This window comes from Pseudomonas sp. MDT1-16 (assembly GCF_054898115.1).
The window spans coordinates 5,814,374-5,837,845 of sequence record NZ_CM142717.1; the positions used below are offsets into that span (position 1 = coordinate 5,814,374).

Annotated in this window: 18 protein-coding genes, 1 tRNA gene and 2 pseudogenes; 15 read left to right on the forward strand and 6 right to left on the reverse strand. The window is 58.8% G+C overall.

The genetic code is table 11. The features are described 5' to 3' along the window. The first annotated feature begins 23 nt into the window (after nt 1-23). From rpoD to ACYZT3_RS26965, 4 genes and pseudogenes are all read left to right on the forward strand, one after another. Entirely contained in the window at nt 24-1,874 is a 1,851-nt protein-coding gene (rpoD, locus tag ACYZT3_RS26950; RefSeq protein ID WP_282381437.1) for an RNA polymerase sigma factor RpoD, read from the forward strand. 121 nt (nt 1,875-1,995) lie between these two features. Beyond that, nucleotides 1,996-5,742 (forward strand): EAL domain-containing protein, encoded by a 3,747-nt coding sequence (locus tag ACYZT3_RS26955; protein WP_282381434.1) that lies wholly within the window; start codon nt 1,996-1,998, stop codon nt 5,740-5,742. A gap of 15 nt (nt 5,743-5,757) precedes the next feature. After that, a tRNA-Ile gene (locus ACYZT3_RS26960) sits at nt 5,758-5,834 on the forward strand. Nucleotides 5,835-6,237: 403 nt separating this feature from the next. Further along, nucleotides 6,238-6,347 (forward strand): annotated as a pseudogene (locus ACYZT3_RS26965) (DUF3077 domain-containing protein); the annotation flags it as partial. Here ACYZT3_RS26965 and ACYZT3_RS26970 read toward each other — a convergent pair. After that, a complete protein-coding gene (locus ACYZT3_RS26970; RefSeq protein ID WP_462032431.1) occupies nt 6,346-6,972 on the reverse strand; it encodes a peptidase M41 in 627 nt (208 codons plus the stop codon). The pseudogene ACYZT3_RS26965 and the gene ACYZT3_RS26970 sit on opposite strands and share 2 nt — an antisense overlap. Nucleotides 6,973-7,137: 165 nt before the next feature. Here ACYZT3_RS26970 and ACYZT3_RS26975 point away from each other — a divergent pair, with 165 nt between their 5' ends. From ACYZT3_RS26975 to ACYZT3_RS27020, 10 genes are all read left to right on the forward strand, one after another. Then, nucleotides 7,138-7,599, forward strand: a complete 462-nt coding sequence (locus ACYZT3_RS26975; RefSeq protein WP_007980298.1) for an Lrp/AsnC family transcriptional regulator — start codon at nt 7,138-7,140, stop codon at nt 7,597-7,599. 156 nt (nt 7,600-7,755) lie between these two features. Next, the gene (locus tag ACYZT3_RS26980) at nt 7,756-9,438 is read left to right on the forward strand and encodes a flavin monoamine oxidase family protein (RefSeq protein WP_462031095.1); all 1,683 of its coding nucleotides are present in this window, start codon (nt 7,756-7,758) and stop codon (nt 9,436-9,438) included. A gap of 12 nt (nt 9,439-9,450) precedes the next feature. Then, the gene (locus ACYZT3_RS26985; RefSeq protein ID WP_462031096.1) at nt 9,451-10,245 is read left to right on the forward strand and encodes a carbon-nitrogen hydrolase family protein; all 795 of its coding nucleotides are present in this window, start codon (nt 9,451-9,453) and stop codon (nt 10,243-10,245) included. Nucleotides 10,246-10,283: 38 nt separating this feature from the next. Continuing rightward, nucleotides 10,284-12,716, forward strand: coding sequence for a pyrroloquinoline quinone biosynthesis protein PqqF (gene pqqF, locus ACYZT3_RS26990; RefSeq protein ID WP_462031097.1), 2,433 nt, complete (start codon nt 10,284-10,286; stop codon nt 12,714-12,716). 155 nt (nt 12,717-12,871) lie between these two features. Next, the gene (gene pqqA / locus ACYZT3_RS26995; RefSeq protein WP_009045898.1) at nt 12,872-12,946 is read left to right on the forward strand and encodes a pyrroloquinoline quinone precursor peptide PqqA; all 75 of its coding nucleotides are present in this window, start codon (nt 12,872-12,874) and stop codon (nt 12,944-12,946) included. Between the two features lie 87 nt (nt 12,947-13,033). Beyond that, nucleotides 13,034-13,945 (forward strand): pyrroloquinoline quinone biosynthesis protein PqqB, encoded by a 912-nt coding sequence (gene pqqB, locus ACYZT3_RS27000; RefSeq protein ID WP_462031098.1) that lies wholly within the window; start codon nt 13,034-13,036, stop codon nt 13,943-13,945. 129 nt (nt 13,946-14,074) lie between these two features. After that, a complete protein-coding gene (pqqC, locus tag ACYZT3_RS27005) occupies nt 14,075-14,827 on the forward strand; it encodes a pyrroloquinoline-quinone synthase PqqC (RefSeq protein WP_462031099.1) in 753 nt (250 codons plus the stop codon). Next, complete coding sequence (gene pqqD / locus ACYZT3_RS27010) at nt 14,824-15,099, forward strand: pyrroloquinoline quinone biosynthesis peptide chaperone PqqD (RefSeq protein ID WP_282381417.1); 276 nt, start codon at nt 14,824-14,826, stop codon at nt 15,097-15,099. The genes pqqC and pqqD overlap by 4 nt, the downstream gene beginning before the upstream one ends. Beyond that, nucleotides 15,092-16,246, forward strand: a complete 1,155-nt coding sequence (gene pqqE, locus ACYZT3_RS27015) for a pyrroloquinoline quinone biosynthesis protein PqqE (RefSeq protein ID WP_282381454.1) — start codon at nt 15,092-15,094, stop codon at nt 16,244-16,246. The genes pqqD and pqqE overlap by 8 nt, the downstream gene beginning before the upstream one ends. Beyond that, the gene (locus ACYZT3_RS27020) at nt 16,212-18,038 is read left to right on the forward strand and encodes an alpha/beta hydrolase family protein (RefSeq protein WP_462031100.1); all 1,827 of its coding nucleotides are present in this window, start codon (nt 16,212-16,214) and stop codon (nt 18,036-18,038) included. The genes pqqE and ACYZT3_RS27020 overlap by 35 nt, the downstream gene beginning before the upstream one ends. Nucleotides 18,039-18,080: 42 nt before the next feature. On the opposite strand, the gene ACYZT3_RS27025 is transcribed toward ACYZT3_RS27020, so the two are convergent. The 3 genes from ACYZT3_RS27025 to ACYZT3_RS27035 all read right to left on the reverse strand — a co-directional run bounded on the left by ACYZT3_RS27025 (nt 18,081) and on the right by ACYZT3_RS27035 (nt 18,979). Further along, nucleotides 18,081-18,239 (reverse strand): YqaE/Pmp3 family membrane protein, encoded by a 159-nt coding sequence (locus ACYZT3_RS27025; RefSeq protein WP_007904205.1) that lies wholly within the window; start codon nt 18,237-18,239, stop codon nt 18,081-18,083. A gap of 70 nt (nt 18,240-18,309) precedes the next feature. Further along, complete coding sequence (locus ACYZT3_RS27030; protein WP_462031101.1) at nt 18,310-18,630, reverse strand: helix-turn-helix domain-containing protein; 321 nt, start codon at nt 18,628-18,630, stop codon at nt 18,310-18,312. Beyond that, a complete protein-coding gene (locus tag ACYZT3_RS27035; RefSeq protein WP_462032432.1) occupies nt 18,623-18,979 on the reverse strand; it encodes a type II toxin-antitoxin system RelE/ParE family toxin in 357 nt (118 codons plus the stop codon). The genes ACYZT3_RS27030 and ACYZT3_RS27035 overlap by 8 nt, the downstream gene beginning before the upstream one ends. A 277-nt stretch (nt 18,980-19,256) precedes the next feature. On the opposite strand from ACYZT3_RS27035, the pseudogene ACYZT3_RS27040 reads away from it, so the two are divergent. After that, a pseudogene (locus ACYZT3_RS27040) lies at nt 19,257-19,411 on the forward strand (LysR family transcriptional regulator); the annotation flags it as partial. A 227-nt stretch (nt 19,412-19,638) separates the two neighbouring features. On the opposite strand, the gene ACYZT3_RS27045 reads toward ACYZT3_RS27040, so the two are convergent. Both ACYZT3_RS27045 and ACYZT3_RS27050 read right to left on the reverse strand, forming a co-directional pair. Further along, complete coding sequence (locus tag ACYZT3_RS27045) at nt 19,639-21,417, reverse strand: acyl-CoA dehydrogenase C-terminal domain-containing protein (protein ID WP_462031102.1); 1,779 nt, start codon at nt 21,415-21,417, stop codon at nt 19,639-19,641. Between the two features lie 187 nt (nt 21,418-21,604). Beyond that, entirely contained in the window at nt 21,605-23,401 is a 1,797-nt protein-coding gene (locus ACYZT3_RS27050; protein WP_462031103.1) for an acyl-CoA dehydrogenase C-terminal domain-containing protein, read from the reverse strand. Between the last annotated feature and the right edge of the window lie 71 nt (nt 23,402-23,472).

Genomic DNA, 23,472 nt, shown 5'->3' on the forward strand with positions numbered 1-23,472 from the left:
AGACCTTCAGTGGATAGGGTGTTATGTCCGGAAAAGCGCAACAGCAGTCTCGTATCAAAGAGTTGATCACACTTGGTCGTGAGCAGGGCTACCTGACTTACGCGGAGGTCAACGACCACCTGCCGGAGGATATTTCAGATCCGGAACAGGTGGAAGACATCATCCGCATGATCAATGACATGGGGATCAACGTATTCGAGGTTGCGCCAGATAAGGATTCCCTTATGCTGGCCGACGCCGATACCGACGAAGCCGCGGCCGAAGAGGCAGCGGCAGCGTTGGCAGCGGTCGAGACCGACATTGGTCGCACCACCGACCCAGTGCGCATGTACATGCGTGAAATGGGTACGGTAGAGCTCCTCACACGTGAAGGCGAAATCGAAATCGCCAAACGTATTGAAGAGGGCATCCGTGAAGTGATGGGCGCAATCGCGCACTTCCCTGGCACGGTTGACCATATTCTCTCCGAGTACACTCGCGTCACCACCGAAGGTGGCCGCCTGTCCGACGTCCTGAGCGGTTATATCGACCCGGACGACGGCATTGCGCCGCCTGCAGCGGAAGTGCCACCGCCTGTCGATCCGAAAGCCGTGAAAGCGGACGACGACACCGAAGACGATGACGCCGAAGCGACGACTGATGACGAAGAAGAAGCCGAAAGCGGTCCGGATCCGGTCATCGCTGCACAGCGCTTTGGTGCTGTCTCCGATCAGATGGAAGTCACCCGCAAGGCGCTGAAAAAGCACGGCCGTGGCAACAAGCTGGCAATTGCCGAGCTGGTGCTCCTGGCTGAGCTGTTCATGCCGATCAAACTGGTTCCGAAGCAATTCGAAGGCCTGGTCGAGCGTGTTCGCAGTGCCCTGGATCGTCTGCGTCAGCAAGAGCGCGCGATCATGCAACTGTGCGTTCGTGATGCTCGTATGCCGCGTGCCGACTTCCTGCGCCAGTTCCCGGGCAATGAAGTCGACGAAAGCTGGACCGACGCACTGGCCAAAGGCAAAAGCAAATACGCTGAAGCCATTGGTCGCCTGCAACCGGACATCATTCGTTGCCAGCAGAAGCTGACCGCGCTGCAAACCGAAACTGGTTTGACGATCGCCGAGATCAAGGACATCAACCGTCGCATGTCGATCGGTGAGGCCAAGGCCCGCCGCGCGAAGAAAGAGATGGTAGAAGCGAACTTGCGTCTGGTGATCTCCATCGCCAAGAAGTACACCAACCGTGGTCTGCAATTCCTCGATCTGATCCAGGAAGGCAACATCGGCTTGATGAAAGCGGTAGACAAGTTCGAATACCGTCGTGGCTACAAATTCTCGACTTATGCCACCTGGTGGATCCGTCAGGCGATCACTCGCTCGATCGCCGACCAGGCCCGCACCATCCGTATTCCGGTGCACATGATCGAGACGATCAACAAGCTCAACCGCATTTCTCGCCAGATGTTGCAGGAAATGGGTCGCGAACCGACCCCGGAAGAGCTGGGCGAACGCATGGAGATGCCTGAGGACAAAATCCGCAAGGTATTGAAGATCGCTAAAGAGCCGATCTCCATGGAAACCCCGATCGGTGATGACGAAGACTCCCACCTGGGTGACTTCATCGAAGACTCGACCATGCAGTCGCCAATCGATGTCGCCACCGTTGAGAGCCTTAAAGAAGCGACTCGCGAAGTTCTGTCCGGCCTCACTGCCCGTGAAGCCAAGGTTCTGCGCATGCGCTTCGGTATCGACATGAATACCGACCACACCCTCGAGGAAGTTGGTAAGCAGTTCGACGTGACCCGTGAACGGATTCGTCAGATCGAAGCCAAGGCGTTGCGCAAGCTGCGCCACCCGACGAGAAGCGAGCATTTGCGCTCCTTCCTCGACGAGTAATAACTAAACCCCCGGCCCAGGCCGGGGGTTTTGCTTTATGCAGATAATATCCCCCGCACTTCGCTCCCGCCGAATTGCCCGTCTACACTCGAAACACTCCCCGAGCCATAACGAGACCGTTATGCCCAGACTGCCGACCGTGCTTTTTTTGCTGTCGCTATTGACCTGGACCGCAACGGCTGGCGCGCTGACTCTGACCGACGAAGAACGTAGCTGGCTGGCGGCACACCCGGATTTACGCCTGGGTGTCGATGCGTCATGGCCTCCCTTCGAGTTTCGCGACGATCAAGGCCGCTATCAGGGCCTTGCGGCAGACTATATCGACCTGATTCGCCAACGCCTGGCCATCAAGCTGACGCCCATCGAGCCCGTTAGCTGGACAGTCGTCCTGGAGCAGGCCAAACAAGCCAAGCTCGACTTGTTGCCGGGCATCATGTCGACACCGGAGCGCCAGACTTACCTGTCATTTACCCGCCCCTACCTGGACTTTCCGATTGTCATCCTTGCCCATGTCGGAGGCCCCCAACCACGCAATCTCGAAGACCTGTACGGCCTGAAAATCGCCGTGGTGGAAAACTACGCCCCCCACGAGCTGTTGCGCACCCACAATCCCGACCTGAATCTGGTGGCGATGCCCAATGTCAGCTCAGCGCTGCAAGCGCTGGCAACCGATGAAGTGGACGCAGTGGTAGGCGATCTCGCCTCCAGCGTCTGGAGCCTGCGCCAGCTCAAGCTCGACGGGCTCTACGTCAGCGGCGAAACCCCCTATCGCTACCAACTGGCCATGGGCGTGCCTCGGGACAACAAATTGCTGGTCGGCATTCTGGATAAAGTCCTGGCCGACATGACCCCGGACGAAATCAATGCCATTCAGGAGCATTGGGTCGGCAACGTTCTCGATCATCGAACCTTCTGGACCGATCTGCTGGTTTACGGTCTACCGGGGTTGCTGGTGCTGATCATCGTGCTGGCAGTAGTTCTCCGGATCAACCGCCGACTGAGTTCAGAAATTGCCCGTCGGGTCGATCTGGAACAAGAACTGCGCAGCAGCGAATACCACTACCGCGGGCTGGTGGAGAGCCTTTCGGCCATCGCCTGGGAAGCGCGGATCAGCGATTTCACTTACAGCTATGTGTCGCCCCATGCCGAGGATCTACTCGGCTACCCCCTGTCTCACTGGCTGATTCCGGGCTTCTGGCGCAACATTATTCACCCGGCCGACCTGACTCGCGCCCAGACCTTCTGCGATCACGAAGTACTGGCCGGGCGCGATCACAGCCTCGATTACCGGGTCATCACCGCCGATGGCCGCTGCATTTGGGTACGCGATATCGTCAGCCTGATTGAGCACGGCCATGAACCGGTGATGCGCGGGCTGATGATCGACATCAGCGAAGCCAAGCGCACTGAAGAGGCGTTGCGCCTGTCGGAACAGAAGTTTGCCTCGGTCTTCCAGCAATGCCCGGACATTCTAGTCATCGCGCGGCTCTCCGACGGCTGCCTGCTGGAGGTCAACGAAGCGTTCGAAGAACAGATCGGCCTCAAGGCCGAAGACGTCATCGGCCAGACGGCCACCGACCTGAACATCTGGGGCATACCCGGCGTCGGGCCGGGTTTGTTGCAGCGTTTGCAGGCCGGCAGCATCCGTAACCTGGAGATGCCCTTTCGCCGCAACAATGGCCAGGTATTTACCGGCCTGATCTCCGCAGAACCTTTCGACCTCGATACAACCCCTGCGCTGGTGGTGGTCGTGCGGGACATCAGCCAACTCAAGGAAACCCAGCAACAGCTGCAGACCTCCGAAGAGAAATTCGCCAAGGCCTTCCATGCCTCCCCCGACGGTTTGCTATTGTCCCGACAGAGCGACGGTTTACTGCTTGAGGTCAATGAGGGTTTCAGTCGCATTACCGGTTTCAATAGCGCGATGTCCGTGGATCGCTCCGTCCTCGAGCTGGGGATCTGGGTCAACCTCAACGAACGCAAACAGATGCTCGATTTGCTTCACCGGGACGGTTTCGTCCGCGACTTCAGTTGCCATATACGCCGCAGCGACGGGCAGATCCGCCTTTGCGAGGTGTCCAGCCGTCCGCTGCCGATCGGCGATGAAGACTGCATGCTGACCATCGCCCGGGACATCACCGAGCGACACCTGATGCAGGAGAAACTGCAACAGGCCGCCACAGTATTCGAGAGCACCGCCGAGGGTGTATTGATCACCGACACTCAACAGCACATCAGCGCGGTCAATCGTGCGTTTACCGAAATCACCGGCTACAGCGAAAGCGAAGCATTGGGTCACACCCCTCGCCTGCTCGCCTCGGGCCTGCACGACAGCGCGTTCTATGCCGCCATGTGGCATCAGCTGACCGCCGAAGGTCATTGGCAGGGCGAAATTTCCAACCGGCGCAAGAATGGCGAGCTCTACCCGAGCTGGCTGACCATCAGTGCGGTGCGCAACCGGGACAAATTTGTCACCCACTTTGTCGCAGTGTTCGCGGACATTTCCAGCCTCAAACACGCCCAGGCCAAGCTCGATTATCAGGCACACCACGACCCGCTGACCGGCCTGCCGAATCGCACGCTGTTCGAGAGCCGATTGCTGACTGCGCTCAACAACCAACAGGAAAACGGCGGCCAGGGCGCGGTGCTGTTCCTGGACCTGGACCGTTTCAAACACATCAACGACAGCTTGGGTCACCCTGTCGGCGACCTGCTGCTCAAGGGCATTGCCGTGCGCCTCAAGGAACAGTTGCGCGACATCGACACTGTGGCGCGCCTGGGCGGCGACGAATTCATCATCCTGCTGCCCGGCCTGCAGCAATCCAGTGACGCCGACAACATCGCGACCAAGTTGCTCAATTGCTTCGGCGCACCGTTCCAGGCCGGCGAACATGAGTTTTTTATCAGCGCCAGTATCGGCACCAGCCTGTATCCCAAGGATGGCTGCGACGTCGCCACGCTGGTTAAAAACGCCGATGCGGCCATGTACCGCTCCAAGGCCAAGGGTCGCAACCGGGTCGAAAGCTACACCCGCGACCTCACCGCTCAAGCCAGCGAGCGAGTGGCACTGGAACATGAACTGCGACGCGCGATCGAGCGCAATGAGCTGCACCTTCATTATCAACCGAAGATCAGCTTGGTCGACCATCGCCTGGTCGGGGCAGAAGCGCTCATTCGCTGGCGCCACCCGACCTTCGGCGATGTGCCGCCGGAGCACTTCATTCCGCTGGCCGAAGAAAACGGCATGATCCTGCAAATCGGCGATTGGGTTCTCGAAACCGCCTGCCGGCAGATGTTTGAGTGGAATCAGGTGTACGAACCCGTCGGCCCGCTGTCGGTCAACCTCGCGGGCGCTCAGTTGCGTCAGCCGAACCTGCTCGGCCGGATCGAACAATTGCTCAAGGACAACCGCCTCAAGCCCGGTTTCCTGCAACTGGAAATTACCGAAAACTTCATCATGAGCCAGGCTGAAGAAGCACTGGCAGTACTGCACCAACTCAAACACCTGGGTGTGCAACTGGCGATCGACGACTTCGGCACCGGTTACTCGTCCTTGAGTTACCTCAAACGTCTGCCGTTGGACATTCTCAAGATCGACCAGTCTTTCGTCCGCGGCCTGCCGGATGATCCCCACGACGCAGCCATCGTTCGCGCCATCATCGCCCTGGGCCGCAGCATGCAATTCACCATCATTGCCGAGGGCGTCGAAACCCTCGCGCAGCAGCAATTTCTCGCTGCCGAAGGCTGTGAACAGATCCAGGGCTACATCGTCAGCCTGCCCTTGCCACCCGACGAATTTTCCGCGACGTTTCTTCGTATAGCCATTTCAGACTTTTCGGATAGCACAGCGGAGAAACCGTCGCTATAATCCGCGGCCTACTGAGGGCCTATAGCTCAGTTGGTTAGAGCAGGGGACTCATAATCCCTTGGTCGTAGGTTCGAGTCCTACTGGGCCCACCAAACAAGAAAGCCGCGCAATGCGCGGCTTTTTCGTACCTGACGTTTTAATTCAGTTTGCTTCGCGTGTCGCTAAGTCGGATGACGCCCGCAGACCTTGTAGGCAAGCTCTGAAACTTGCATTTTGGCGCTTTGCTGCCATGTTGTGCTTTTCTTCGACGGGATACTCTCCGGACGTCGCTGACCATTCAGCGATCGGGCTTGGAAACCCGACGAGCGAATCGCAACAACGCGCCCAACATGACCGCAGACGTTTTACGGCTGCAATCCCTGTGTCATGGCGGCTGTGCGTGGGACGTCTTCGGACGTGCCGGTTTCCTAGGCTCCCGGTTTCCAACCTGCGCACAGCTGCCACCCATTCGCTTGGAAACGAACGTGGCAGCTCCTCAAGCTTAGGAGATACACCATGAGCAAAACAGACTCGTCCCAACCTTCAGAACTGAAACCATCGGCTTCACCCCTTTGATTTATCGCTCGAACCAAGCGCTATTCAACGTCCGCGGCGGCGTCCCTATCAGCTAGCCTGCACGGGCCACATCCGTTCAAGCATTTCCCCCGTCAACACGACCTCATACGTATCCGCCGCCCTACCCCACTGCTCCACGATGACCATGCCGTCCACCAGTGCTCCTGCCAATCCGATAATCGTATCGGCCAATTCCTCTACGATTTCTTGAGTCCGAAACCACACGCGATCGGTAATCTCTTTCAGCTCAGCCGTTACGCGATCAGACGACGCCAGATCCGTATTGGGGTAGGCAATATTGCGCAGCAAGTGCCGTAATTCCCTTATTTTTGCGTAGTCCTGTTCCGCCCCAAGCTCTCCTTTGAGGATGGCTATCACTTTCGACTTATCGACGCGTTTTTCGGCCGAATGTTTTGAAGGTAATGTCTGCCCCATAGCGCCTGCAAGGAGGACCATCATCCGGGCTTCCAAATGCTCCTTCATCGCGTCTATCGACGAAATGGATCGCACCAAGGTGATGGAAGCGCCCCCTTGATGCCTTAAGTCCATGGTCACTGTCAGGGTCACGCCGCCCGTTACAAACCCCAGGGCTCGGGCCATGACGTAATGCCCCATTTCGTGATGGGCAATCTGCAATGCATGGTCCCCTATAGCGGGGGGCATCTTGTTCGTCATTTCAATCGCCTCGCATCCCTTGATGTCGCATTCGACTACGAGTGCCCTGGTGGTGTCCATGTCTAGTCCTGAAATAGGTTTACACCTGTTTCACCCCCCCCGAGCGCTGCGCGGGCTGTGCCTGTAACATGCCAACCCATTGATCTGTGCCGCTGGAGACGACCTTTGCCTGACACTCGCCCACCCGTTCTTGACGAAATCGACCGCCAGTTGATCGCAGCCCTGCAAATCAATGCCCGCGAGAGCGTAGCCATGCTCGCCCGACAATTGGGCATCGCTCGCACCACCGTCACTTCGCGATTGGCTCGACTGGAAAAGGCCAAAGTAATCACCGGTTACGGCGTGCGCTTAGGTCAACGTGTCGTGGATGGCGGCTTGCAGGCGTATGTCGGGATCACGGTGCAACCGCGTTCGGGCAAGGAAGTGCTGCGACGTCTCAGCGCGATGGCTCAGGTTCAGCAGCTGTGCGCGGTCAGCGGTGAATTTGATTACGTGGCGTGGTTACGCACCGACTCACCTGAGCAACTGGATCAGTTGCTCGATCAAATCGGCAGCGTGGATGGCGTGGAGAAGACCACGACCTCGATCATTCTCAGCAGCAAGATTGATCGCGGCCAGCCGGTTTAATCCATTTTGTTCGTCGCACTCGTCTAATTGCAGTATTTACAAGAAAAACGACGACACATTGCGTCTTATTAACGTGTTCTACGCTCTCTAGAATGGCTGCCATCTTTTCCTATACTCAGACGCGCATCCCGCGTCGGGTCGCCAGCAAGGTCAGCCATGAACAAGAACAATCGCCATCCTGCAGACGGTAAAAAACCAGTCACCATTTTTGGTCCGGACTTTCCCTTCGCCTTCGACGACTGGATCGAGCACCCGGCCGGCCTGGGCAGCATCCCTGCGCACAACCATGGCGCCGAGGTAGCGATCGTCGGCGCCGGTATCGCCGGTCTGGTGGCAGCGTACGAATTGATGAAACTGGGCCTCAAACCCGTCGTCTACGAAGCCTCGAAAATGGGCGGCCGTCTGCGCTCCCAGGCATTCAACGGTGCTGAAGGCATCGTCGCCGAGCTCGGCGGCATGCGCTTCCCGGTGTCGTCCACCGCGTTTTATCACTACGTCGACAAGCTGGGCCTGCAAACCAAACCCTTCCCGAACCCGCTGACACCTGCCTCGGGCAGCACGGTGATCGACCTCGAAGGCCAGACCCATTACGCACAGAAACTGGCGGATCTTCCTGCACTGTTCCAGGAAGTCGCCGACGCCTGGGCCGATGCGCTGGAAGCCGGTTCGCAATTCGCTGACATCCAGCAAGCTATCCGTGACCGGGATGTGCCGCGTCTTAAAGAGCTGTGGAACACCCTCGTTCCGCTGTGGGACGACCGCACGTTTTATGACTTCGTTGCCACCTCCAAAGCCTTCGCCAAGCTCTCGTTCCATCACCGCGAAGTGTTTGGCCAGGTCGGTTTCGGCACCGGCGGCTGGGACTCGGACTTCCCGAACTCGATGCTGGAAATCTTCCGCGTGGTCATGACCAACTGCGACGATCACCAGCACTTGGTGGTCGGTGGCGTGGAACAAGTGCCGCTGGGCATCTGGCGTCATGTGCCGGAGCGTTGCGTGCATTGGCCTGAAGGCACCAGTCTCAGCTCGTTGCACAGCGGCGCACCGCGTTCCGGTGTGAAAAAAATCGCCCACGCACCGAACGGCCGTTTTACGGTCACTGACAACTACGGCGACACACGCGAATATGCGGCGGTACTGACCACCTGCCAGAGCTGGCTGCTGACCACCCAGATCGAATGCGACGAAACCCTGTTCTCGCAAAAGATGTGGATGGCCCTCGACCGCACGCGCTACATGCAATCGTCGAAAACCTTCGTGATGGTCGACCGGCCGTTCTGGAAGGACAAGGATCCGGAAACCGGCCGCGACCTGATGAGCATGACCCTCACCGATCGCCTGACCCGCGGCACTTACCTGTTCGACAACGGCGACGACAAGCCCGGCGTGATTTGCCTGTCGTACTCGTGGATGAGCGACGCGCTGAAAATGCTCCCGCACCCGGTGGAAAAGCGCGTGAAGCTGGCACTGGATGCGTTGAAAAAGATTTACCCGAAAGTCGACATCGCCGCACGGATCATTGGCGACCCGATCACTGTGTCCTGGGAGGCTGACCCGCATTTCCTCGGTGCTTTCAAAGGCGCCCTGCCCGGCCACTACCGCTACAACCAGCGCATGTACGCACACTTCATGCAGGCCGACATGCCGGCCGAGCAGCGCGGGATTTTCATCGCCGGCGACGACGTTTCGTGGACACCGGCCTGGGTCGAAGGCGCGGTGCAGACCTCGCTTAACGCGGTGTGGGGCATCATGAAACACTTCGGCGGTGAAACTCACGCCGAGAATCCGGGTCCAGGAGATGTGTTCAACGAAATCGGTCCGATCGCCTTGCCCGAGTAAGAGGAATCCGAAATGCGCGTAGCCCTTTACCAATGTCCACCGCTGCCCCTGGATGTCGCAGGCAACCTGCAACGTTTGCATCAACTGGCGCTGGAGGCAAAAGGCGCCGATTTGCTGGTGCTGCCGGAGATGTTCCTGACTGGCTACAACATCGGCGTCGATGCGGTCAGCGTCCTCGCGGAGGTGCATAACGGTGAATCGGCGCAGCAAATTGCGCGCATTGCCAAGACGGCCGGGATTGCCATTTTGTATGGCTACCCCGAGCGTGCGGAGGACGGGCAGATCTACAACGCCGTACAGTTGATCGACGCTCATGGCGAGCGGTTGTGCAACTACCGCAAGACTCACCTGTTCGGCGACCTCGATCACTCGATGTTCAGCGCCGGAGGGGATGATTTCCCGCTGGTCGAGCTCAATGGCTGGAAGCTCGGTTTCCTGATCTGTTACGACATGGAGTTCCCGGAAAACGCCCGGCGCCTCGCCATGGCCGGTGCCGAGCTGATTTTGGTGCCGACGGCGAACATGATTCCCTTCGATTTTGTTGCCGATGTCACCGTCCGTGCCCGGGCTTTCGAAAACCAGTGCTATGTGGCTTACGCCAACTATTGCGGCATCGAAGGCGAGATCCAGTATTGCGGCCAGAGCAGCATCGCCGCACCGGATGGCAGCCGTATCGCCCAGGCCGGGCTGGATGAAGCGTTGATTGTGGGCGAGCTGGATCGACAGTTGATGGTCAATTCCCGCGCTGCCAATCGCTATCTGCTTGATCGTCGTCCCGAGCTTTACAGCGAGCTGAACAAGCGCTGATCCGCTAGCATTAGCGCTTCTCTGTTCTGGAAGTGCTCATGCCTGCGCTGAACCACCCCCACCTTCACACTGAAACCCTGGCCAACGGTCTGCGGGTGACGTTGCGTCATGTGCCCGATTTGAAGCGCAGTGCTGCTGCGTTACGAGTCGCTGCCGGCAGCCATGACGTGCCGCTGGCATGGCCCGGGCTGGCGCACTTTCTCGAACACTTGCTGTTTCTCGGTACAGAGCGCTTTCCCGCTGGCCTTGGGCTGATGGCCTACGTCCAGGGTCATGGCGGTCAGGTGAATGCCAAGACCAGCGAACGCACCACGGACTACTTTTTCGAATTACCGCCTCAGGCGTTTTCCGGGGGACTGGAGCGTCTGTCGGATATGCTCGCTCATGCGCGTATGACTTCGGACGATCAATTGCGGGAACGGGAAGTGCTGCACGCAGAATTTATCGCATGGTCTCGGGATACGGCCGCTCAGCAGCAATTCGCGCTGTTCGACGGTCTTTCAGCGGCGCATCCACTGCGGGCGTTTCATGCCGGCAACCGCTACAGCCTGCCGGTCCCGCAACCTGAGTTCCAGCAAGCCTTGCAGGATTTCTATCAGCGGTTTTACCAGACCGGGCAGATGACCTTGAGCCTGGCCGGGCCGCAGAGTCTGGATGAGTTGAAACGGATGGCCCACGCATTCGCGGCCGTCATTACCGAGGGCAAAACAGTCCCGCAACAAACGCCTACGCCGCTGATGGAATCTTCGGACAATAGCTATCAACAAGCTGGAGAGCGTCGGCTGGACCTCCTGTTCGCTTTTGAAGCGCTACCAGAGGTATCGCCCGACGCATTGGCGTTCCTGTGTCATTGGCTGAACGCCGCGAAACCCGGTGGCCTGCTCGCGCAATTGCGTGAGCGCGGGCTGGCTGACAGCCTGAAAGCCGCGCCGCTGTATCAGTTCGCCGGTCAGGCCTTGTTGCACATTGAACTCACGTTGCCTGCCAAAGCGACGCCCACCGGAATCCGCGAGCAGCTACTGGATTGGCTTGGATTCTTTGCCTCGCAGCAACCCTGGACCAGGTTGCGCGAAGAATACGCCGCCCTGCTGCAACGCCAGCAGCAAGTCAGGGGCGCCCTGCAACTGGCCCGACTGGACAGCGAACAGCGCGAAGCCGGGTTATCCGAATCGGGCGTTACAGCGCTCAAGGAAATACTGAAACAAATCGGCGCTGTGGACAACTTCACCGGCCAATGGCAACTGCCAACACCCAATCCGTTTTTGCGCGCCGAGGCCCCGGCACCGAGTGCCGGACTGATCCGCGGCCAGACCAGTAAACACCGAGGCCTGCGGACCTTTGCCCAGGATCGTTCGCGAGGCCGTCGCGAACGTTCGCCCATGCAGTTCAGTCAGGCGTTGCCGGATAACACTGCCGAAGGTGCCGTTTACCTGCGCTGGCGTCTGCACTCGGCACCTCGTAGCAACCTTCAGGCGAGCCTGGAAAACCGTCTTCAGCCATTACGTGAAGACGCTCGTCAGGCAGGTGTCGATTGTTCCTTCAGCGCATCAGGCAATGAATGGCTACTGAAAATGACCGGGCTACAGGAGCCGATGCCGACCGTCCTCGAACATGCGCTGAAAGAACTGACAAAACCTGATGACGATTTCTCGCAAGGAGAGCCGACGAGCGTTGCGCTGATGCCGATTCGACAGCTGCTTAAAGCGCTGCCCGATCATTGCCTTCTGCGCACTGCCGACTCGGACGATCTGATGCAGCTTTGGTCGAGCGCGCGCTGGGATGGGATGGCGACAGGTCTGTCCGCCCAGACACAAGCGGCGATAGGCCTTGTCTTGAGTCGTGTGCCCGGCACTGCGGACAATCAACTGACGCCGCCCTCCCCGATAAGCACGCAGCGTCTCTGGAGCGCTGTCGATACCGAGTCCAGCGAACACGCGCTGTTGCTCTTCTGTCCGACCGCAACCCAGGACATCGCTGACGAAGCCGCCTGGCGCTTGCTGGCTCACCTCTGCCAGACGCCGTTTTACCAACGCCTGCGGGTCGAACTGCAGCTCGGTTATGCGGTGTTCAGCGCCCTGCGGCAGATCCATGGGCAGACCGGGCTACTGTTCGGCGTGCAATCGCCCAGCGTCGCCCCTCTGGATCTGCTGGAACACATCGAACATTTCCTGAGCGGATTGGCCGGGATGATCGACGACATCGATGACGTGACCTTCATCGACCAGCGCCAGGCATTGGCCGATCAATTCGATAGTGCGGCACTACCCCATGCCCAGGCTGCCGAACTGCTCTGGCAAAGCAAACTGGCTGGCCACTCGTCGGATTATCTGGAGCTTCTGCCGCAGACGATTCTGATGATCGACCGTGAAATGTTACTGGCCGCAGCCCATCGACTGAATCAGGCAGAAGGCGGTTGGCGCTGTCTGGCCAGCGGACAGTGCCCAGCCTCGCTTTGGCAAGCGGCAAAATGATCATTACCGGTGCTGCAATTAGCTTTCTCAAAGATTCCCGGCCAATCGCCCTGTAATTTTGAGTAACATAGCCACCTAACTATCTGAACATCTCCGGCGGGAGGTGGACTATATGTATAGATCTCAACTGTCCCATCACCTGAAGGAGCGCTCCTATGTCCTGGTCCAAACCTGCTTACACCGACCTGCGTATCGGCTTTGAAGTCACCATGTACTTCGCAAGCCGCTAAGTTCTGCCGTTTAGGTAGAAAGCTTGGTTCAGCGCCTCGGTTTGCCGAGGCGTTTTTATTTTCAGCTTTCAAAATGATGGAGCGGCCATGTTTGTTCAGATTCTAGGTTCCGCCGCCGGCGGTGGTTTCCCGCAGTGGAATTGCAACTGCGTGAATTGCGCAGGTTTTCGCAACGGCAGCCTGCGGGCCAAGGCGCGGACCCAGTCGTCCATCGCGATTTCCGATAACGGCGTGAACTGGGTGTTGTGCAACGCATCGCCGGACATCCGCGCCCAGCTCCAGAGCTTCGCCCCGATGCAACCGGGCCGCGCCCTGCGCGATACCGGCATCAATGCGATCATCCTGATGGACAGCCAGATCGATCACACCACCGGCCTGCTCAGCCTGCGCGAAGGTTGCCCGCACCAGGTCTGGTGCACCGACATGGTCCATGAAGACTTGAGCACCGGTTTCCCACTGTTCCCGATGCTGACCCACTGGAACGGCGGGCTGACCTGGAACCGCATCGAACTTGACCAAAGCTTCACCATCCCGGCCTGTCCGAGCCTGCGCTTCACCCCCTTGCCGCTGCGCAGCGCCGCACCGCCGTACTCGCCGCACCGCTTCGACCCACACCCGGGCGACAACATCGGCCTGATCGTCGAAGACCTCAACACCGGTGGCAAACTGTTCTACGCACCGGGCCTGGGCAAGGTCGACGCACCGCTGCTGGAAATCATGGCCGACAGCGATTGCCTGCTGGTGGACGGCACGATGTGGGATGACGATGAAATGCAGCGCCGTGGCGTCGGCACTCGCACCGGTCGGGAAATGGGCCACCTGGCACAGAACGGCCCCGGCGGCATGCTGGAGGTGCTGGAACAACTGCCCAAGCAGCGCAAAGTACTTATCCACATCAACAACACCAACCCGATTCTCGATGAGGATTCGCCAGAGCGTGCAGAACTGACTCGGCGCAATGTTGAAGTGGCCTACGACGGCATGAGTATTGTGCTGTAGCGGATGGCCCCTTCGCGGGCAAGCCTCGCTCCTACAGGGGAATGCCTTCCAAATGTAGGAGCGAGGCTTGCCCGCGAAGGCGTCCGAACTGACACCTCAGAATCAACCGGTTGTTCCCGGAGAACCGAAATGACTGACACAGCAATGTCCCCCGCCGAGTTCGAAGCGGCCCTGCGCGCCAAGGGCGCCTACTACCACATCCATCACCCGTATCACGTGGCGATGTATGAAGGCCGGGCGACGCGCGAACAGATCCAGGGCTGGGTCGCCAACCGTTTCTATTATCAGGTGAACATTCCACTCAAGGACGCCGCGATCCTCGCCAACTGCCCGGACCGCGAGATTCGTCGTGAGTGGATTCAGCGCTTGCTCGACCATGACGGCGCCCCCGGCGAAGACGGCGGCATCGAAGCCTGGCTGCGCCTGGGCCAGGCCGTCGGCCTCGACCTGGATCAGCTGCGCTCTCAGGAATTGGTACTGCCGGGCGTGCGTTTTGCCGTGGACGCCTACGTCAACTTCGCCCGCCGGGCCAGTTGGCAGGAAGCCGCCAGCAGCTCGCTGACCGAACTGTTCGCGCCGCAGATCCACCAGTCGCGCCTGGACAGCTGGCCGCAGCATTACCCGTGGATCGATCCGGCCGGTTACGAGTATTTCCGCACCCGCCTGGGTCAGGCGCGCCGTGATGTAGAACACGGTTTGGCAATCACTTTGCAGCACTACACGACGCGGGTCGGCCAAGAGCGCATGCTGGAAATTCTCCAGTTCAAACTGGACATTCTTTGGAGCATGCTCGATGCCATGAGCATGGCCTACGAATTGAATCGCCCGCCGTACCACAGCGTGACCGAACAACGGGTTTGGCACAAAGGAATCACCTTATGAGTTTCGATCGCAGCAAGACCCCAACCTGGCGTACCGGCTACCGCTTCCAGTACGAACCGGCGCAGAAAGGTCATGTGCTGCTGTACCCGGAAGGCATGATCAAACTCAACGAAAGCGCCGCGCTGATCGGCGGTTTGATCGATGGCGAGCGTGATGTCGCGGCGATCATCGCCGAACTGGGCGCGCAGTTCCCCGGCGTGCCTGAGCTCGGTGAAGACATCGAGCAATTCATGGAGGTCGCCCGTGCTCAGCACTGGATCGAACTTGCCTGATTCCGCGTCAGACAAGTTACCGCCCAAGCCCGAAATCGGTCTGCCTTTGTGGCTGCTCGCCGAGCTGACGTATCGCTGCCCGCTGCAATGCCCGTATTGCTCCAATCCGCTGGACTTCGCCGAGCAAGGTAAAGAACTGAGCACCGAACAGTGGATCAAGGTGTTCCGCGAAGCACGGGAGATGGGCGCGGCGCAGTTGGGCTTTTCCGGCGGCGAACCGCTGGTGCGCCAGGACCTCGCCGAGCTGATTGCCGAGGCGCGCAAGCTGGGCTTCTACACCAACCTGATCACCTCAGGCATCGGCCTGACCGAGCAGAAAATCAGCGCCTTCAAGAAGGCCGGTCTGGACCACATTCAGATCAGCTTTCAGGCCAGCGACGAGCACGTGAACAACTTGCTGGCCGGCTCGAAAAAGGCCTTCGCCCAGAAGCTGGAAATGGCTCGCGCAGTGAAAGCCCATGGCTATCCGATGGTGCTGAATTTCGTAACCCATCGGCACAATATCGACAAGATCGACCGGATCATCGAGTTGTGCATCGCCCTTGAGGCGGACTTTGTGGAACTCGCCACTTGCCAGTTTTACGGTTGGGCCCAGCTCAATCGGGTCGGTCTGTTGCCGACCAAGGAACAACTGGTCCGCGCCGAACGCATCACCAACGAATACCGCGCCAAACTGGAAGCCGAAGGGCATCCGTGCAAACTGATTTTCGTCACCCCGGACTATTACGAAGAGCGCCCGAAAGCCTGCATGAACGGTTGGGGCAGTATTTTTCTGACGGTCACGCCGGACGGAACCGCCCTGCCCTGTCACGGCGCCCGACAGATGCCGGTGCAGTTTCCCAACGTGCGCGACCACAGCATGCAGCACATCTGGTACGACTCGTTCGGCTTCAACCGCTTCCGCGGCTACGACTGGATGCCCGAGCCATGCCGCTCCTGCGACGAGAAAGAAAAGGACTTCGGCGGCTGTCGCTGCCAGGCATTCATGCTCACGGGGGACGCGAGCAATGCCGACCCGGTGTGCAGCAAGTCGGAACATCACGGCGTGATCCTCAAGGCTCGCGAAGAAGCCGAGCACGCGACCCAGACCATCGAACAACTGGCCTTTCGCAATGAACGAAATTCACGACTCATCGCTAAAAGTTGAACCCTTCAGCGCTGCCAGGGCTGTCGCGGCCGGCATCGACTTCGCCGAGTTGCAGGTCGGCCGGCACGGCTTGTTCTGGAACGAGTACCGACCCGAGGACGCCGCCTGCCGGATCTGGCATTGGCGTGATGGCCAGGCGCATTGCCTGACGCCAGCGGGCTTCAGTGCGCGCAGTCGGGTGTACGAATATGGCGGTGGAGCGTTTTGTCTGACCGATGACGGGATCGTGTTCGCCAACGAGGCGGACCAACAGCTGTATCGGCAATCGCTGGCAGGCGAAACACCTGAGTTGCTGAGCTCAGGCGAATGCCGATACGGCGATCTGCAGTTCGCTGATGGGCAGGTATTGGCGGTTGAAGAAAACCGCGATCGGCATCGCCTGGTGGCTATTGATGTGGCTGACGGCGTACGTCATCTGCTGGCCGAAGGCGCCGACTTCTATGCCGCGCCGACGTTAAGTCCCGACGCGCAACGACTGGCGTGGATTGAGTGGAGTCGTCCGGATCAACCATGGACCGCGACTCGCCTGATGGTTGCCGAACGCCAGAACGATGGCAGCTTTGCTCTGCCGCGTTGCGTGGCTGGCGAAGACGCGGAGGAATCGCTGCAACAACCGAGGTTCGATGCAAGTAGCCGCCTGTTTTGCCTGACTGATCGCGGCGGCTACTGGCAGCCTTGGGTGGAATCGACAGACGGTCTGAAACCGCTACCGAGTGCCGCTGCCGATCATGGGCCAGCGCCATGGCAGCTGGGTGGCAGCACCTGGTTGCCGCTGAGCGAAGGCAGCTATCTGGCAAGCTGGACCGAAAACGGGTTTGGCAGACTGGGTCTTTGTGGTGACTCCCGTGAAGATTTCACTGGCGATTACAGCCGGTTCCGCCATCTCGCGCTGGATGAGCGGTTCATTTACTGCATCGCCGCCTCGCCAGTCAGTTCGTCGGCAGTCATTGCCATCGACCGCCAAACCCGGCAGGTCAAAACATTGGCTGGCGGTGTTGCACCGTTGCCCGCCGAACAGATCAGCGTCCCGCAAACCCTGCGCTACCCGAGCGGTTCGGGCGAGGCACACGGCTTTTTCTATCCCGCGATGAACCGTGAGGAAAAACCGCCTCTGGTGGTGTTTATCCACGGTGGCCCGACTTCGGCCTGCTACCCGATGCTCGATCCGCGCATCCAGTATTGGGCACAACGCGGCTTCGCTGTGGCCGACCTCAACTACCGCGGCAGCAGTGGCTATGGCCGGGCTTATCGACAAGCGCTGCATTTGAGCTGGGGCGAAGTGGATGTGGAGGATGCCTGCGCCGTCGTCGCTCATCTTGCCGAACGCGGACTGATCGACGGCAACCAGGCGTTTATTCGCGGTGGCAGTGCCGGTGGCTACACCACACTGTGTGCGCTGGCCTTTCATACAGTCTTCCGCGCCGGCGCCAGCCTGTATGGCGTTAGTGATCCGGTGGCACTGGGCCGGACGACCCACAAGTTCGAAGGCGATTATCTGGATTGGCTGATCGGCGACCCGGTGCAGGATGCCGAACGCTACGCTGCACGAACACCGCTATTGCATGCGGGCAATATCAGTGTTCCGGTGATTTTCTTTCAGGGTGAGCTGGACGCCGTGGTGGTTCCGCAACAGACCCGCGACATGGTCACGGCGTTGCAGGACAACGGCATTCTGGTTGAAGCGCATTATTACGCTGACGAACGCCATGGCTTTCGCAAGGCCGGCAATCAGGCCCACGCACTGGAGCAGGAGTGGTTGTTTTATCGAAGGGTGATGGCGCTGTCGGAATGAAATCGCAGCGCTCCATTCGCGGGCAAGCCTTGCCCGCGAAACTCAGCGCTTGGCGATGATGTACACCGCATGCACGATCCCAGGGATGTAACCGCACAACGTCAGCAGAATATTCAGCCAGAACGCGCCGGCGAAACCGACTTGCAGAAACACACCCAGTGGCGGCAACAGAATGGCGATGATGATGCGAATAAAGTCCATGGGGTAAGTTGGCTCGTGTGAGCCTACAGCTAATCGACCTGTACCGTTCGTCAGGGTTCAGTGCGGTTCTTCAGGCCAGTATCTCAAGACCGTGTTTCTGAACGATGCTCAGCAACTTCAGCGCCATGCCACTGGGGTGCTTGTCTCCCGCTTCCCATTGTTTAACCGTCGAGGCGCTGGTGTTCAGATAACGCGCGAACACCGGTTGGCTGACATTGTTGCGCTCGCGTAGCGCTTTGATCTGCTCAGCGGGGATCGCGTCTGGAACCGTTGCAAGGCACGAATCATCGAATTCACGCATGGTTGCCTTGCTGATTGCACCGATGGCAAACAAGGTACTGGCCGATTCGTGTATCGATTCAAATACTTCACTTTTGAATTTTTTACTCATGGGGTATCTCCACAAACTCCTTAGCGTCCAGCAAGTGCTGGACTTGCATCTCGGTCAATGCGCCATAGACCTTGGCTAAACCGCGCAATTCTGTAAGCTCCGCAAAATTGATATTGCTCCGATCCTTCTTTGCAAACAGCAACTGATAAATCCAGTAATGCCCACCCCTTGCCAGAACAATCGATCGATGGCGATTGGCATTCAAGCGCTTCTTCCAGACCCCGCCGTCGAGATTGTCCGCCTGGCCATTGAGCATTTCGGTGAATGCCTCCCGAAGCTCATCATCACCGACCCAGGCCTTTCCGGCCTGCATCGCAAAACGCTTTGTCTTGAATAACCTTGGTGGCATCGGCATCCCTTCCATAAACATACCACTCAGTGGTATGGAACTCAAAGCCAGTTCCACAACAATGTTGTTTCACCGGCACCGGCATTCCTTGCCGGTCCTTTTAAAAAACCATTGATCCCGCTACCGCTCAAGCACTGAAATGCGTTTGGCAAAACGCAGAGACAAAAAAACGCCCCACGCCAAAAGAATCAGGCAGGGGGCGATGCGTTGTACCGCGAGACGGTTCGGGAATTCGTGTAGGGCGGGTCTGATCAGACGGCAATCCCTTTGCGGCACTGCCGAGCCGCGGGTGCCGCTGAAAGTCGGATTGGTGTGTCGGGATGTGCCGCGACAACAAGCCTCGCTGGCGTTATGGCGTACGCTGCTGGAAGAAGTGATGAATGGCTCGGAGGGCGTTTGAACAGCCCGGCAAGACTGGATGATATAGGCTGAACACTTTTCTGCAGGTAAAAGAAAACCCCGCCGAAGCGGGGCTTTACAGACTGTTTCCCTGACATCCATTTCACTCCACCGTCCTGGCAGAATCCTACGTGTCCGTGTTGTTGCTTTGCGCTTCCTGCGCGACGTCCATGTAAAGTAGATTAGCTGTGGATCCAATTTGCTTCTATGGGAGAAGAGCAGCACGTCATGTAAGAAAATGCTTACACGACGTTACATTGTCAGAACTGTCCTGCGTCCAGCAGAAACAACGACTCGCTGCCGGCCTTCACCGACGCGCTCAATGAGTGAATACGCGGCAGCAGGCGTGCGAAATAGAACCGCGCCGTGCCCAGCTTGCTTGCGTAGAAATCGTCCTGCGCTTCTTTACCCAAGGCCGCCTTGGCCATCAGTGCCCACATGTAGGCGTAGGCCACATAACCGAATGCTTGCAGGTACTCGACCGAGGCAGCGCCGATTTCGTTCGGGTTGTTTTTCGCACGGTCGAGCAACCAGGCCGTCAGCTCGTCGAGGGTGGTCACCGCTTCGTTCAGCGGCTTGGTGAACTCCACCAGGTCAGCGCTGGCGGTCGCGGTGAAATGACGGATCTCGTCAGCGAACAGGTTGTAGAACGCCCCGCCGGTGCCGACGATCTTGCGTCCTACAAGGTCCAGCGCCTGAATGCCGTTGGTGCCTTCGTAGATCTGGGTGATGCGCACGTCGCGCACCAGTTGCTCCTGGCCCCACTCACGGATGTAACCGTGACCGCCGAAAATCTGCTGGCCGTGAACCGTGGTTTCCAGACCCAGGTCGGTCAGGAACGCCTTGGCCACCGGAGTCAGCAGGGCCACCAAATCTTCCGCGCGTTTGCGGGTCGTGGCGTCTTCACTGAATTTGGCGGTGTCCAGTTGCATGGCCACGTAGGTCGAGAAGGCACGGCCGCCTTCGTTCGAGGCTTTCATGGTCAGCAGCATGCGACGCACGTCCGGGTGGACGATGATCGGGTCAGCGACCTTGTCCTTGTTCTGCGCACCGGTCGGCGAACGGCTTTGCAGACGGTCGCGGGCGTACTCGACGGCGTTCTGGTACGAGCGCTCGCCGGTGGCCAGGCCCTGGATACCCACACCCAGACGCTCGTAGTTCATCATGGTGAACATCGCCGCCAGGCCTTTGTTCGGCTCGCCGACCAGGTAACCCACGGCTTCGTCGAAGTTCATCACGCAAGTCGCTGACGCCTGAATGCCCATCTTGTGTTCGATCGAACCGCAGCTGGCCGGGTTACGCGCACCGAGAGTGCCATCGGCGTTGACCATGAACTTCGGCACCAGGAACAGCGAAATGCCTTTCGGACCCGCCGGCGCATCCGGCAGTTTGGCCAGCACCAGATGGATGATGTTTTCGGTCAGATCGTGCTCACCACCGGTGATGAAGATCTTGGTGCCACTGACTTTGTAGGAACCGTCGGCCTGAGGTTCGGCCTTGGTGCGGATGATGCCCAGATCAGTACCGGCGTGGGGCTCGGTCAGGCACATGGAGCCGGCCCAGACGCCGGCGTACATGTTCGGCAGGTACGCGGCTTTCAGCGCTTCGCTGGCGTGGGCGTTGATCGACAGGCAGGCGCCGGCGGTCAACATCGGATACAGACCAAACGACAGACTGGCGGAGTTGACCATTTCTTCGACCTGAGCCGAAACCGCCTTGGGCATGCCCATGCCGCCGTAGGTCGGATCGCCACCGACACCGACCCAACCGCCTTCAGCGTAAGTCTGATAAGCCTGTGGGAAACCGGCCGGCGTGGTGACGGCACCATCGGCCCAATGGCAACCCTCTTCGTCAGCCGCACGGCTCAGGGGCGCGATGCTTTTGCTGGTGACCTTGCCGGCTTCTTCAAGAATGGCTTCAACCGTTTCCGCATCGACAGTCTCGGCGAGCGCAGGCAGTTCGGCCCAGAGTTTAGCGACCTCGAACACTTCATTGAGGACGAAGCGCATATCGCGCAGGGGCGCTTTGTAGTCAGCCATGGCAAACCTCGCAAGATCTAAACAGGTGATTCGTAGGAATGTTGCTTTCGTTGGGTTCGAGTGTAACCCAACAACTTTTACGACACATAGGGTCAGCACGTGACCGTTTTGTTATTTTTAGTCACCAATAATCCGACCATTAAAGAAGCCCGCAGCTAGGCGGGCTCTTTTCCGACGGTTTGAAAAACTATAGCGCGAACAACTCCGCAGGCAGCTTCATCAGGCAATCGCTGCCCGCTTCGATGGCCGCGCGATGAGCAGCCGTGCGTGGCAACAAACGTTTGAAGTAAAACTCGCTGGTCGCCAGTTTCGCCTGGCAGTAATCGGCATCATCACTGCCCGAATCGAGCTGTGCCTGAGCGACCAACGCCATGCGCAGCCACAGATAGCCGAGGATGATGTAACCGCTGTACATCAGGTAATCCACCGAGGCCGCGCCCACTTCATCCGGATTTTTCATCGCGGCCATGCCGACCTTGGCGGTCACCTCTCCCCACTGCTGATTCAGGTCGTTGAGCTGCGCCACGTAGCTGGCGAGTTGCGGATGCCCGGCGTTTTCCGCACAGAACTTGTGGACGATTTTGGTGAACCCGCGCAGCAATTTCCCTTGGCTGCCGAGGACTTTTCTTCCAAGCAAGTCCAGCGCCTGAATGCCGTTGGTGCCTTCATAGATCGGTGCGATCCGGCAGTCACGAACCAACTGCTCCATGCCCCACTCGCGGATGAATCCGTGACCACCAAACACCTGCATGCCGTGGTTGGTCACTTCCAGTCCGGTATCGGTCATGAAGGCTTTGCAGATCGGCGTGAGGAACGCCAGCAGGTCTTCGGCCTCCTGACGCGCCGTTTCATCCGGGCTCAAATGCGCCACGTCCAGCAACTGCGCGGTGAAGTAAGTCAGCGCCCGATTGCCTTCGTTGAAGGCCTTCATGGTCAGTAACATCCTGCGCACGTCAGGATGAACAATGATTGGATCAGCGGCTTTTTCCGGTGCTTTCGGACCGGTCAGCGAGCGCATCTGCAGACGGTCGTTGGCGTACTTGATCGCGCCCTGAAAGCTCGCCTCCCCCAGACACAAACCCTGCATGCCGGTACCCAGCCGCGCATGATTCATCATGGTGAACATGCAGTTCAGGCCCTTGTTCGGCTCACCGATCAAGAAACCCCTGGCGTCGTCGAAATTCAGTACGCAGGTGGCTGAAGCCTTGATGCCCATTTTGTGTTCAATCGAGCCGCAGGAAACGCCGTTGCGCTCGCCAGCATCACCCTCGTCATTGGGTAGGAATTTAGGAACGATAAACAGCGAAATGCCCTTGGTGCCGGCCGGAGCATCCGGCAGTTTCGCCAGCACCAGGTGAATAATGTTGTCGCTCATGTCGTGCTCGCCGGCGGAGATGAAAATCTTGCTGCCGGAGATCGCGTAACTGCCATCGGCCGCAGGCACCGCGCGGGTTTTGATGATGCCCAGGTCGGTGCCGCAATGGGCTTCGGTCAGGCACATGGTGCCGGTCCATTGGCCTGCAGTGAGTTTGCTCAGGTAAGTCTGTTTTTGTTCTTCAGTGCCATGGGCGTGAATTGCCGACATCGCGCCGTGGGTCAGGCCGGGGTACATGCCCCAGGAGGTGTTGCTGGAGCCGACCATTTCGCTGATGACCAGCCCCAGTGAACTCGGCAAACCCTGGCCACCGTAAACCGGATCAGCCGCCAGGCCATGCCAGCCGCCTTCAACGTATTGTGCGAATGCCTGCTTGAAGCCTGTAGGCGTCGTGACCACACCATTGTCGAAATGGCAGCCTTCTTCGTCGCCGCTGCGGTTCAGCGGTGCGAGAACGTTCTCACAGAATTTGGCACCTTCCTCGAGGATCACATTGACCATGTCCGGGCTGGCATCGGTGGCGCCCAGCGCGGCGTAGTTGCTGTGAAAATCGAAGACGTGGTCGATCAAAAAGCGCATGTCGCGCAGGGGAGCTTTGTACTCAGGCATGGTCATTTCTCCGGCAGCAGATTCCCCAAACCTACTGCCGCGCACCCGCCCTCACAATCACAGTCCAGACG

Bases quoted from the DNA above. Each gene is read 5' to 3' on its own strand.
- pqqF (WP_462031097.1), top strand. From the start codon at position 10,284: ATGCCTGCGCTGAACCACCCCCACCTTCACACTGAAACCCTGGCCAAC.
- pqqB (WP_462031098.1), top strand. From the start codon at position 13,034: ATGTTTGTTCAGATTCTAGGTTCCGCCGCCGGCGGTGGTTTCCCGCAG.
- ACYZT3_RS26985 (WP_462031096.1), top strand. From the start codon at position 9,451: ATGCGCGTAGCCCTTTACCAATGTCCACCGCTGCCCCTGGATGTCGCA.
- ACYZT3_RS26980 (WP_462031095.1), top strand. From the start codon at position 7,756: ATGAACAAGAACAATCGCCATCCTGCAGACGGTAAAAAACCAGTCACC.
- pqqD (WP_282381417.1), top strand. From the start codon at position 14,824: ATGAGTTTCGATCGCAGCAAGACCCCAACCTGGCGTACCGGCTACCGC.
- ACYZT3_RS27035 (WP_462032432.1), bottom strand. From the start codon at position 18,979: ATGCCACCAAGGTTATTCAAGACAAAGCGTTTTGCGATGCAGGCCGGA.
- ACYZT3_RS27030 (WP_462031101.1), bottom strand. From the start codon at position 18,630: ATGAGTAAAAAATTCAAAAGTGAAGTATTTGAATCGATACACGAATCG.
- ACYZT3_RS27020 (WP_462031100.1), top strand. From the start codon at position 16,212: ATGAACGAAATTCACGACTCATCGCTAAAAGTTGAACCCTTCAGCGCT.
- ACYZT3_RS27045 (WP_462031102.1), bottom strand. From the start codon at position 21,417: ATGGCTGACTACAAAGCGCCCCTGCGCGATATGCGCTTCGTCCTCAAT.
- ACYZT3_RS27050 (WP_462031103.1), bottom strand. From the start codon at position 23,401: ATGCCTGAGTACAAAGCTCCCCTGCGCGACATGCGCTTTTTGATCGAC.
- ACYZT3_RS26955 (WP_282381434.1), top strand. From the start codon at position 1,996: ATGCCCAGACTGCCGACCGTGCTTTTTTTGCTGTCGCTATTGACCTGG.
- ACYZT3_RS26970 (WP_462032431.1), bottom strand. From the start codon at position 6,972: ATGACGAACAAGATGCCCCCCGCTATAGGGGACCATGCATTGCAGATT.
- rpoD (WP_282381437.1), top strand. From the start codon at position 24: ATGTCCGGAAAAGCGCAACAGCAGTCTCGTATCAAAGAGTTGATCACA.
- pqqC (WP_462031099.1), top strand. From the start codon at position 14,075: ATGACTGACACAGCAATGTCCCCCGCCGAGTTCGAAGCGGCCCTGCGC.
- ACYZT3_RS27025 (WP_007904205.1), bottom strand. From the start codon at position 18,239: ATGGACTTTATTCGCATCATCATCGCCATTCTGTTGCCGCCACTGGGT.